Below are 11,025 nucleotides of genomic sequence, written 5' to 3' on the forward strand. Positions count from 1 at the left end.
CACCTCCCGCTCACCGGGCTGTCCACTTGGGATGAGCCGACACCTTACCGCCACACGACGCCGGAGCACAGTCCCGTCCCCGCTGCGGGCACGCGGCCTGCGCGGGCCGGGCCTCGAGGCGCGCGCCCCACCGGCGGCCCTCCGGCCCGCCCGGCCTCGCGCCCGCTCAGCGCGACGCGGCGAGAGTCGGTGACGCGGAGGGCGACGCGGCCGTTGCCACCGCGGTGGTGGGGCTGCCCGGTGCCACCCGGACCCGGACCGTGGCGCCCGTGCGCAGGCCGAGGGCGAGGAACTCGTTCCGGGTGAGGGTCACGGCGACGACCTGGTCCGTGGCGGTGGTGACGTCGACCCGGATCTCGAACCCGACGCGGGTGATCCGGCCGACCCGACCGGTGACCCCGTCCGCGCCCGCCGCACCGGTCTGGATCTGGAGGTCGTGCGGCCGGACCAACTCGTCACCGAGCTGCGTCACGGGGCCGAGGAAGCGCATGACGAACTCGTTGGCCGGGTTGTCGTACAGCTCGTCGGGCGACCCGACCTGCTCCACCCGACCCTCGTTGATCACCACGATCTCGTCGGCGACCTCCAGCGCCTCCTCCTGGTCGTGGGTGACGAAGACGGTGGTCACGTGCACCTCGTCGTGCAGCCGGCGCAGCCACTCACGCAGCTCCTTGCGGACCTTCGCGTCGAGGGCCCCGAACGGCTCGTCGAGCAGCAGCACCGTGGGCTCGACCGCCAGCGCGCGGGCCAGGGCCATGCGCTGGCGCTGCCCGCCGGAGAGCTGCGACGGCAGCCGGTCGGCGAACTGCTCCAGGTGCACCAGGGCGAGCAACTCGTCGACCCGGCGGCGGATCTCCTCCCGGGGGCGCTTGCGGATCTCCAGCCCGAAGGCGACGTTGCGGCGCACCGACAGGTGCTTGAACGCCGCGTAGTGCTGGAACACGAAGCCCACGTTGCGCTTCTGGGGGGAGAGGTCGGTGGCGTCCACGCCGTCGATCGCGACGCGCCCGGTGTCGGCGCGTTCCAGGCCGGCGACGATGCGCAGCAGGGTGGACTTTCCACCCCCGGACGGGCCGAGCAGCGCGGTGAGCTGACCGGCCGGGATGCTCAGGGACACGTCGTCGAGCGCGACGAATCCGCCGAAGCGCTTGCCGACGTTGGCGATCTCAATACTCAACGGTCTTCCTTCGGCCGGAGGGCGGACACGACGATGATGCTGGCCACCGCGACGAGGGCGAGGAGGAAGGCGGTGGCGTACGCGCCGCCCTTGTCAAAGTTCAGGTACTTCTCCTCGACCACCAACGTGGCCGTGCGGGTCTGCCCGAGCACGTTGCCGGACACGACCTTGACCGCGCCGAACTCGCCCAGCGACCGGGCGAGGCTCAACACCACGCCGTAGATGACCCCCCACTTGATCGACGGCAGCGTGATCCGGCGGAAGGTCTGTAGGGCGTTGGCGCCGAGGCTCCGGGCCGCCTGCTCCTGCTCGTCGCCGACCTCCTCGAGGACCGGTACGACCTCCCGGACGACCAGTGGCAGCGCCACGAACACCGTGGCCATCACCATGCCCGGGACGGCGAAGACGACCTGAAGCCCGGCCGACTCGAGCGTGGGGCCGAACCAGCCGTTCCGGCCGCCGTAGACCAGCGTGAGCGCGAGCCCGACGACGATGGGGGAGACCGACAGCGGCATGTCGAGCAGGGCGTTGAGCGCCCGCTTGCCGGGAAAGTCGTAGCGCACGAGCAGGATCGAGACGCCGACGCCGAACACCGTGTTGATCACTACGGCGACGACCGCGACGACGACGGTGAGCCGCAGGGCGTGGACCACGTCGGGGTCGGCGAGGATCGCGCTCAGATCGGTGAGCCCGTCGGCGAACGCGTTGCGCCCGACGAGGTACAGCGGCCAGGCCACGAGCAGGAACAGGTAGGCCGTGACCACGAGTCGCAGGATGTGGCGGCCGGGGCCGCGGCGGCCGGCCCGGGCGCGGGTGCCGATGGAGGCGTCAGCCACGGCGCACCACCCTCCGCTGGATGACGTCGAGCACCACGATGACAGCCAGCGAGACCGCCAGCAGCACGACCGCGACCGCTGCCGCGCTGTCCGGGTTGTCGTTCTCGATGCTGCTGAGGATGCGGACGGAGGCCACCTCGGTGTGCATCGGCAGGTTTCCGGAGAGCAGGACCAGCGAGCCGTACTCGCTGACCCCGCGGGCGAAGGAGAGCGCCGCTCCGGCCGCGATGGCCGGCGCGAGGCTGGGCAGGATGATCCGCCGGAAGGTGGTGAGCCGGCCGGCGCCCAGCGACGCCGCCGCCTCCTCGACCTCGGGGTCGAGCTCGGCCAGCACGGGCTGCACGGTGCGGACGACGAACGGCAGCGTGACGAAGAGGAAGGCGAGGAAGACGGCGATCCGGGTGTTGGCCACGTCGATGCCGAGCGGACTGTCGGGGCCGTACAGCGACAGCAGCACCAGACCGGCGACGATGGTCGGCAGCGCGAACGGGATGTCGATGAGGATCTCCAACAGCCGCTTGCCGAAGAACCGGTCCCGCACCAGCACCCAGGCGATCAGCGTGCCCATCACGACGTTGACCACCGTGACCCCGAACGCGGTGCCGACGGTGAGCCGGATGGCCGCCGAGGTCTGTTCGTTCGTCACCGTCTGCCAGAACCCGCCCCAGCCGCCCTGGGACGCGGTCACGACCACGGCGGCCAGCGGGATCAGCACGAGCAGGCTGAACCACAGCATCGCCACGCCGAGCCCCAGGCCGGAGACCCGGCTCAACGGCAGGCCGGTGCGGACCGGCCGGCGGGTGTCCGCCGGCCGGTCCGCGGCGAGCGCCGTCGAGGTCACTTCGCCTTCCCGGACGCCGCGATGACCTTCGTGACGATGCCGTCCTTCTCGTCGAAGAACTTCTTGGACAGCGCGGACCAGCTCCCGAAGTCCTTGTCCACGGTGAGCAGCTTCTGCGGGGCCGGGAACGGGTTCGCCGGGTCGAGAACCCCCTCGACGCCGGTGGTGTCGACCCCGTCGATGATCGGCCGGAAGCCGGTCAGCGCGAACTGGCGCTGGCCCTGCGGGCCGAGGACGAAGTCGAGCCACTCCTTCGCCTTCGGGTCAGCGTTCTTGAGCACCGCGCCCGGGTTCTCGATGAGGATCGTGGTGGCCGGCATGACCCAGTCGAGGTCCTCGCCGTTCTGGCGGGCCAGGATCGCCTCGTTCTCGTAGGCGAGCAGGACGTCCCCGGTGCCGCCGAGGAAGGCGGTCGTGGCGTCGCGGCCGCTGTTCGGCAGCGCCACCACGTTCGCGAACAGCTTCGTCAGGTACTCCTCCGCCTGGGCGTCGGTCCCGCCGTTGGCGGCGACGTGACCCCAGGCGGCGAGGGCGTTCCAGCGGGCGGCGCCGGACGAGCCCGGGTTGGGGGTGACGATGCCGATGCCCGGCTTGACCAGGTCGTCCCACCCCTGGATGTTCTTCGGGTTGCCCTTGCGCACGGCCAGGACGACGACCGACGACGAGACGATGCCCTTGTGCGGGCCGTCGTCCCAGCTCTCGTCGACGAGGCCGGCGTCGACCAGCCGGGTCACGTCGCTGGTGACCGAGAAGTGCACGTAGTCGGCCTTGAGGCCGGAGACCACGGCCCGGCTCTGGTCGCCCGAGGCGCCGTAGGAGGTCTGGAACCGCACCCCCTTGCCCGCCTCGGTCTTGTTCCACTCCTTGGCGATCGCCTTGTTGGCCGCCTCGGGCACCGCGTAGCCGACGATGTTCAACGTCGTGGACGAACCACTCGCCGACGATCCGCTCCCGCAGGCCGACAGTGCCAGCCCGGCCACGAGTGCGAGAGCGACGACCGCCCTGCTCCTGTGCTTCATGGGGAAACCCCACCTCCTCCGGCGCGTCCGCGCGCCTGATCGAATGCGAGTGCCGACGGCTGCTCGGGGCCGGCCGCGAGCAGGTCGGCGAGGGTGGCGTGGTCGACGATGTTCTCGACGGCCCGGTGGAGGCTGCCCCAGAGCCCGGTCAGTCCGATGGCGACACCTCGGTAGCTCGCCGCGCCGGCGGACGACCCACGGACCGTGCTGATGGTCCCGTTGGTCGCCCGCAGCACGTCGCCGACCGTGATCTCCTCGGGCCGCCGGGTGAGGCAGTAGCCACCGTCCGCGCCGCGCAGGCTGTTCAGCAGCCCGGCGCGACGCAGGTCGAGCAGGATGTTCCGCAGGTACGGGGGAGGGATGTCCTGGCTCGCGGCCAGCGTGGCCGCCTTCACGATCCCCGGGTGACACGCCGACACCGCGAGCATGGCCCGCATGGCGTAGTCGGTCCGCGCCGAGACGTGCACCGCCCGGCCCCCCGTTCTCGATGTATCCTACCTGACATGTAGGAATAGTGGACTGGGCGGGTCGGTGCGTCAAGAGCGGTTCGGCGGAGGTTCCGCCCCGACCTCACAGCCGAGGACATCGAGGTGACGCGTATCTTCGCCGCCAGCGGCGTCGACCGGTTCGCCGCGCCGCCCCGGGGGCACGTCGGGGCGGAGGGGGTGCCGATCGTGGCTGGCGCGCTGGCCTGGCTGCTCTGTCGGGTGCCCCCCGACACGACGGTGGCCGCGGACGACTGTCCGCGGCCACGGCCCGCGACCTCCGAAGGGGTCGCTCAGTCCAGCGTCGACTCGCCGCCGGGGTAGGCGAAGGAGGAGCGCGGCGAGTAGAAGCCCCAGACCACCTCGAGCGGCGTGGCCGGGCGCAGCGCGTACACGGGGTGGTCGGGTGCGAGGAACTCCAGTGACTCGACCTCGAAGGGGTCGACCGGCTCGGCGACGAACGGGTAGTTGCCGCTGAGCAGCCTGCCGTCCAGCTGGGTCAGGTAGCGCAGCTGCCCCCGGTTCACGGCGTCGCCCGTGCGGCCGACGCGCGCCGTCGTCCGGATCACGGGTACGCCGTCCGCCGTGGTCGTGGCGACGAGTCGGTTGCCGCGTACCTCGATGGTCGTGGTGCCCGCCGTCGCCGGCACGCCGCGGGCGGTGGCGTACGCGCGGACGACCGGGCTCGAGTTGAAGTAGTGCGTCCACCAGCGGCCGGGGGTGACGCCGTCGGGTGCGTCGACCCCCGACAGGTCGGGGCCGATGTACGTCAGCGAGTACGCGCCGAAGCCGGAGGTCTGGCCCGCGTCGTCGACGACGTACTGGTTCATGAAGACCTGACGGTTCGGTGCCGGCTTGAGCCCTTCGGGCACGAGCGCGGCGACGGCCTCGGGGTCGGCCGGTAGCCAGCCGAAGTAGATCATCCTGCTGTTCACGACGAGCTGCGGAGCGACGAGTTCGGTCACGAGGGGGCCCTTCCGCGTGGCATCGGTCTGTGGTCGCGACGCTACGGAGAGGCGCGCGGGCGGACAACGACGGATTGCCGACACGTGCCGGGTGGCCGGACCGGGTGGTGGCGGTGGTCGGTGGGCCGGCGCTCCGCTCGGGTCGGTGACGGGGGCCGCGAGCTAGGCGGCGTCGGCGCCGGCCGCCGTCGCGGTCGCCGCGAGCACGGGGGGATGACCGGCCGGTACCGGTGCCTGCGCGGGCGCCGGTGCCGGCACCCGGGCGGCCGGTGCCGGTCCCGGTGTCACGACCGGTCGCGCCGGTGCCGGTGGCGCCGGCGCCGGGACGCTGGTGGGCATCGTGGTCGCACTCCGCAGGGGACCCGGGACGAGTAGCAGAGCGGTGCCGAGCAGGCCCAGCGCGGCCGCGGCGTCGAGCCAGTAGTGGTTGCCGGTGAGCACCACGACCGCGAGGGTGATCAGCGGGTGCAGCAGCCACAGCCAACGCCACCGCCGGCGGCTCGCGGCGATCAGGACGACGGCGACCGTCGCGGCCCAGCCGACGTGCAGGGACGGCATGGCGGCGTACTGGTTGGCGAGGGTGTCGGTGGCGGGGTTGTCGTAGGCCCGCGGCCCCACGGTCTGCCCGGTGTCGACGAGCCCGGTCAGGGACACCAGCCGCGGCGGGGCCAGCGGCACGAGGATCTGGAGGGCGAATCCCACGGCGGTCAGCATGCCGAGCACCGTGCGGGCCCAGCGGTACAGCGCCGGGCGACGGAGGTACGCCCAGAGCAGCAGCGCTCCCGTGGCGGGGAAGTGCACCCGGGCGTAGTACATGTTCGCCGCGCGTACCAGCCCGTCGTGGTCCAGGACGGTCCCCTGGAGGGCGGCCTCGTTCGGCAGCTTCCAGGCCCGTTCCAGCGCCCACAGCACGTCGGCGTTGGCGTACGCCGTGGTGAGGTCCCCGGCGACGGCCAGACGCCCGAGCTTGTAGGCGAGGAACAGCGCGCCGATGAGCAGCAGCTCCCGAAGCGGGTGCGGGCGTGTCCCACGGTGCTTGGCGTCCACGCGGACCCCTTTCGGGACGAGGGATGGGCAGAACGGGCGGGAGCCGCCGTCGTCGGCGGCCGGCGGGGAGCATCCTCGCCCCGGGCAGGAGGGCGACCGGCACCCGTCCAGGCTGTGGCTCAGCGCACGTGGTGGGGTCTCCCGTTCGGCAGGGGCGGACGGCCGGCGGTCAGGGCGGCGGTGGAGACCCGGTCGCGCCGGCCGTGCCGTCGAGGGGCAGGCCGGTCCGCAGCCGCGCGATGCTCTCCCGGATGAGGTCGGGAAGCGTCGCCTCTGTGCAGCCCTCGGCCCAGAACGTGACCGAGGCCCGCAGCGCGGCGGAGACCACGGCGGCGAGCAGGTGCGGCGCGAGATCGCGTGCGATGTCGGCGTCGGCGCGTTCGGCGATGCCGTCGGCGATGAGCCGCTCGATGCGGTCGAAGACCGTGAGCTGCTGCGCCAGCATCGCCGGGTTCTCCCGGCTCACCCGGATCAGGGTGGCGATGTCGTCGCGCCCGCCGAGGACGTTCGTGATCGTGTCGGGCAGGACCGCCGCCATGGAGTCCCACACCGGCTCGCCGGTGGGCCGGGCGCGCAGCGCGGCCACGATGAGGTCGGCGCGACGCGTCAGCCCGTCGAGGATCGCCTCCTCCCGGCTGGCGAAGTAGTTGCGGAAGGTCCGCGGCGAGACGTCCACCGCCGCGGCCACCGCCTCGGCGGTCGCCCCCTCGAGCCCGCGCGCCATCATCAGCGACCACGCGGCGTCACTCAACGCGGCGCGGGTCGCGGACTTCTTCCGTTCACGAAGGCTCGATTCCGAGGTCACGAGGCAACTATCCGCACTGCTTTCCGCGTCGGCAAAGTTTCCTGGCCGGAAAGATCGTGCGCTCGGTCACAGAGAGTGGTGTTCGGCCGGGGTCGGTGCCGGTGCCCTTGCCGCTGCCGGCCGCTGCCGCCGACCCCCGTGGCCCGTCACGGACCCCCGGGCGCATCGCGCGCGGGCGTCACCGGGCGTCACGGCCCGGTCCGACCCTCGGTACCGATTTCCGCCCTCTGCTCTGCACCCTCATGCTCACCACCCTGATGAGCTGGGATTCCGTCCGGGGCGGCGGCAGCGGTGCCGGAGGTCTCCTCACAGAGCGTGCCTGGTGCATCCAGGGGTGCAGAGCAAAGGGGGGTGTGCGGAGTGTCGGTCGGGCGGCTGGGATGCTTGGGCGGTTGGCGCGGAATTGGGGGCGCTGACTCTCGTCACGGAGGGTGTCTGGTGCGTCCGGGGTGCAGAGCAAAGGGGCGCGGGGGGTGTGGGTCGGGCGGTGGGGGCGCCGCGGGCGACGGGGGTGCCCGAGCCCCGGGTGTCGCTCCCGCGGGCACGGGGCCCCGGGAGACGGCGTGGCAGCGCTACAAGGAGGTCTTCAAGGACCATCCGGAGGCACTCGCGGCGGGCTCGCTGGAGGCGATGCCCGAGTCGTTCCAGCTCAAGATGAGGAGCCGGACCTTCGACTGCGACCTCCTGGCGCCCGTCCGCGACCTGCCCGGGGTGGAGAAGATCCAGGTGATCCAGCGCCCCACGGAGGACGAGGCGGGCGCGGAGGTGGCCTGCGGCTGAGCCGCGGACCGGCGCGCCCCGGGGCCGGGAGCGCGGGTCTCAGCGCTGCGGCGCCGGCGCCGGGCCGGTGGACTCGCGCACCACGAGCCGGCCGGGCTGCCGGATGACACCGGAGCTCGGGTTGCCGTCCAGGGCGGCCAGGAGGTGGTTGACGGCGGTCGCGCCGAGCTTCTCCAGGTTGAGGTCCACGGTGGTCAGCGGCGGGCGGCAGTCCGCGGCGAAGAACTCCCAGTTGTCGTAGCCGACGAGTGCCACGTCGTCCGGGACGCGACGGCCGAGGTCGCGCAGGGCGTCGGCCGCTCCGGCGGCCAACTGGTCGTTGCCGCAGAAGATGGCGTCCACGTCCGGTCGGGCGGTCAGCAGCAGGTGCGTCGCGTGCCGACCCCACCGCTGCGACCACTCGCCGAACAGCGGGTCGCCGGCCGGGGCGAGGCCCGCCTCGTCCAGCACGGCGCGCAGCCCGGCCGCCCGGTCCCGCGCCGCGCGGTAGCTGTCCGGCCCGGTGATGTGCCCGATCCTCCGCCGGCCGTTGAGCACGAGGTGTTCGGCGGCGAGCCGGGCGCCGCCCTCGTCGTCGGCGATGATCGACAGGTCGGCCGGGTCGGTCGACTCGGCGTAGGCGTACACCACCGGCACCGGGATGTCCTGGGTCAGCGACGGGCTGAGGTCGTTGCTGTCCCCGACCACGATGAACCCGTCGACCTGCCGCGCCAGCAGGGTGCGGATGTAGTGCTGGCGGCGGATGGCGTCGCCGCGGGCGTCGCACAGCAGCACGGACATCTGCCCGTTGCCGAGGGCGTTCTCGGCGCCGAGCAGGATCGGGATGGCGAACCGCCCGCCAAGCTCGTCGGTGAGCAGCCCGACCGTGTGGGTGCGACCGGAGATCAGGCCGGAGGCCAGCACGTTGGGCTGGAAGGCCAGTTCGGCGGCGACGCGCAGCACGCGCTCGCGCGTGGCCGGCGCCACCTCGGCGCGGCCGTTGAGCGCCTTCGAGGCGGTGGCGACGGAGACGCCGGCGCGACTCGCCACGTCACTCAGGGTCACTGACTGGGATCGTCGACGTGCCACCGAAAGCCTTTCGCAAATGTTTCAGGCGATCGGGCAGGCACCTCGACGCCTCGTGCTCGGGCAAAGCGTAGTGCCCAGACGCATTGCGGGGAAGGTGAGGCCTCTCTGGACGGCAGTTCAGGTTTTACCCGTTCGACATCTTGCCGAAACCGTTTTCGTGGGCCACGCTAGCGGCGAAAGTGACACCCACCACTCGATTCGCGGCGCCGACATGACGCACGGGCCGCGCGGACCGGCGGGAGGCGCAGGCGTGACGGGCAGGGGCGAGGCATCCCGTACGGCGGCCGCGCGCGCGGCGGCGTCCACCGGGCCGAGCCACCACCGTCGAGCGCGACGCCATCCCGGACGCTCCACACGGCACGGCGATTCCGGGCCCGGCCACGATCTCCCGGACCCACCCACCGCCACCGCGCCCACCGCAGGCCCGCGCGACGGTCCTGCCGTCGACCACTTGACGAGCACCCCACCGCCCGGATGAGGCCTCGACCCGCGGGATCCGCGTACCGGCTCCGTCCCAAGGACGAACCCTAGGAGAGAGAAAATGAGAAGAACCCCGGGCAGGCGCGCAGTCCTGCGAGCGATGGCAGGACTCCTGGTGGCGGCAATGACCGTCGGCGTGGCGGCGTGCAGCGACGACGAACCGGGCGGCTCGAGCGCGGCGGAGGCCGGCCCCACCGGTGTCGACGACGGCAGCGAACTCACCCTGTGGACCCGTGCGCCGCTGGAGAAGCAGGCGAAGCTCCTCGTCGAGGCGTACAACGCCAGCCACCAGAACAAGGTCAAGCTCACCGTCGTACCCAACGACGACTACGTCGCCAAGGTCGGTGCGGCGGCCGGCTCGGGCGGTCTTCCGGACCTCTTCGCCGCCGACATCGTCTACGTGCCCAACTGGGTGAACCAGGGCCTCTTCCAGGACCTCAGCGCCAACATCGACGGACTGGCCTTCAAGGACTCGATCAACAAGGGGCACCTCTCGGCCGGCACCCTCGACGGCAAGGCACACGTCCTGCCGTTCGTCCTCGACCTGTCGATGCTGTTCTGGAACAAGCAGCTGTTCAAGGAGGCCGGGCTGGACCCGGAGAAGGCGCCGGCGTCCCTGGAGGAGTACGCCGCGGCGGCGAAGGCGGTCCAGGGGCTGAAGAAGGAGGGCGTCTACGGCACGGCGACCGGCCTGAACTGCGGCGGCTGCCTCGTCTTCACCTGGTTCCCCTCCATCTGGGCCAGCGGGGGTGAGGTGCTCAGCGAGGACGGCACCGAGTCCAAGCTCGCCGACGACGCCGCGAAGAAGGTCTACAGCACCTGGAACGACCTGTGGAAGTCCGGTGCCGTGCTGCCGGCGTCGGCCAGCGAGACCGGTCCGACCTGGACCGCGCCGTTCACCGAGGGCAAGGTCGGCCTCATGTTCTACCCGGCGACGCTGCTCTCCTCGACCCCGTTCGACGCCGGCGTCGCCGGGATTCCCGGGCCCGGCGGCGGCGCCTCCACCTTCGTCGGCGGCGACGGCATCGGCGTCTCGAAGGACTCGAAGAAGGCGGCCCAGGCCTGGAACTTCCTGAGCTGGATGATGTCCGAGGAGGCGCAGGTCGAGGTGCTCGCGAAGAACAAGGACGTGGTGTCCCGCGCCGACCTGGCCACCAACAAGTACGCCGCCGAGGACCCGCGGCTGGTGACCATCAACGAGGTGGCCGCCAAGGGGGACACCCCGGTGGCGCTCAACTTCCAGCAGGCGTTCAACGCGCCGGGCAGCCCCTGGCTGACCCTCGTCCGCAACCAGGTCCTGAACGGCAGTGGGGACCTGCAGAAGGACAACGGCGAGATCACCGCCGTGCTGAAGCAGTAGCCGGTCGTGGGGGGGGGGGGGGGGGGGGGGCCCCCCCCCCCCCCCCCCCCCCCCCCCCCCCCCCGCGCCCGTGCCCGCGCGCCGGCCCTCGCCTCGTGTGGCCGGGCCGGAGGCGATTTCGATGCGACGGCGATCACTCTCCGTGTTGTCGACCGGCATTTC

12 protein-coding genes are annotated in these 11,025 nt (G+C 72.2%); 3 read left to right on the plus strand and 9 right to left on the minus strand.

The window, feature by feature from the left end; translation table 11 throughout:
- Positions 1–166 precede the first annotated feature (166 nt).
- Genes SM573_RS26075 through SM573_RS26095 form a run of 5 tightly spaced genes read right to left on the minus strand, consistent with a single transcriptional unit; the run spans position 167 to position 4,340 of the window.
- Complete coding sequence (locus tag SM573_RS26075) at positions 167–1,177, minus strand: sulfate/molybdate ABC transporter ATP-binding protein (RefSeq protein ID WP_474617280.1); 1,011 nt, start codon at positions 1,175–1,177, stop codon at positions 167–169.
- On the minus strand, positions 1,174–2,013 hold the full coding sequence (locus SM573_RS26080) for a sulfate ABC transporter permease (protein ID WP_474610778.1): 840 nt from the start codon (positions 2,011–2,013) through the stop codon (positions 1,174–1,176). The genes SM573_RS26075 and SM573_RS26080 overlap by 4 nt, the downstream gene beginning before the upstream one ends.
- The gene (gene cysT / locus SM573_RS26085; protein ID WP_474617281.1) at positions 2,006–2,854 is read right to left on the minus strand and encodes a sulfate ABC transporter permease subunit CysT; all 849 of its coding nucleotides are present in this window, start codon (positions 2,852–2,854) and stop codon (positions 2,006–2,008) included. The genes SM573_RS26080 and cysT overlap by 8 nt, the downstream gene beginning before the upstream one ends.
- A complete protein-coding gene (locus tag SM573_RS26090) occupies positions 2,851–3,873 on the minus strand; it encodes a sulfate ABC transporter substrate-binding protein (protein WP_474617282.1) in 1,023 nt (340 codons plus the stop codon). Before SM573_RS26090 ends, cysT begins: the two co-directional genes overlap by 4 nt.
- A complete protein-coding gene (locus SM573_RS26095; protein WP_474617283.1) occupies positions 3,870–4,340 on the minus strand; it encodes an RrF2 family transcriptional regulator in 471 nt (156 codons plus the stop codon). Before SM573_RS26095 ends, SM573_RS26090 begins: the two co-directional genes overlap by 4 nt.
- Before the next feature lie 123 nt (positions 4,341–4,463).
- On the opposite strand from SM573_RS26095, the gene SM573_RS26100 reads away from it, so the two are divergent.
- Positions 4,464–4,682: a flavin reductase family protein gene (locus tag SM573_RS26100; RefSeq protein WP_474617284.1), complete on the plus strand. Its 219-nt coding sequence runs from the start codon at positions 4,464–4,466 to the stop codon at positions 4,680–4,682.
- Here the strand turns inward: SM573_RS26100 and SM573_RS26105 are convergent.
- From SM573_RS26105 to SM573_RS26115, 3 genes are all read right to left on the minus strand, one after another.
- Complete coding sequence (locus SM573_RS26105) at positions 4,652–5,323, minus strand: hypothetical protein (protein ID WP_474610774.1); 672 nt, start codon at positions 5,321–5,323, stop codon at positions 4,652–4,654. The two genes, SM573_RS26100 and SM573_RS26105, sit on opposite strands and share 31 nt — an antisense overlap.
- 162 nt (positions 5,324–5,485) lie before the next feature.
- Entirely contained in the window at positions 5,486–6,370 is an 885-nt protein-coding gene (locus tag SM573_RS26110; RefSeq protein ID WP_474617285.1) for a phosphatase PAP2 family protein, read from the minus strand.
- A 169-nt stretch (positions 6,371–6,539) separates the two neighbouring features.
- Complete coding sequence (locus tag SM573_RS26115) at positions 6,540–7,175, minus strand: TetR/AcrR family transcriptional regulator (protein WP_474617286.1); 636 nt, start codon at positions 7,173–7,175, stop codon at positions 6,540–6,542.
- 438 nt (positions 7,176–7,613) lie between these two features.
- Between SM573_RS26115 and SM573_RS26120 the strand changes: the two genes are divergently transcribed.
- Positions 7,614–7,955 carry a permease-like cell division protein FtsX gene (locus SM573_RS26120; RefSeq protein ID WP_474617287.1) on the plus strand — a complete coding sequence of 114 codons (342 nt, stop codon included), beginning with the start codon at positions 7,614–7,616 and terminating at the stop codon, positions 7,953–7,955.
- Positions 7,956–7,994: 39 nt separating this feature from the next.
- Here the strand turns inward: SM573_RS26120 and SM573_RS26125 are convergent, their stop codons facing one another.
- Positions 7,995–9,023: a LacI family DNA-binding transcriptional regulator gene (locus tag SM573_RS26125; RefSeq protein ID WP_474610770.1), complete on the minus strand. Its 1,029-nt coding sequence runs from the start codon at positions 9,021–9,023 to the stop codon at positions 7,995–7,997.
- 604 nt (positions 9,024–9,627) lie between these two features.
- Here SM573_RS26125 and SM573_RS26130 point away from each other — a divergent pair.
- The gene (locus SM573_RS26130) at positions 9,628–10,863 is read left to right on the plus strand and encodes an ABC transporter substrate-binding protein (RefSeq protein ID WP_474617291.1); all 1,236 of its coding nucleotides are present in this window, start codon (positions 9,628–9,630) and stop codon (positions 10,861–10,863) included.
- Positions 10,864–11,025 lie beyond the last annotated feature (162 nt).

The organism is Micromonospora xinjiangensis, assembly GCF_056150165.1.

Bases quoted from the DNA above. Each gene is read 5' to 3' on its own strand.
- SM573_RS26090 (WP_474617282.1), bottom strand. From the start codon at position 3,873: ATGAAGCACAGGAGCAGGGCGGTCGTCGCTCTCGCACTCGTGGCCGGG.
- SM573_RS26130 (WP_474617291.1), top strand. From the start codon at position 9,628: ATGACCGTCGGCGTGGCGGCGTGCAGCGACGACGAACCGGGCGGCTCG.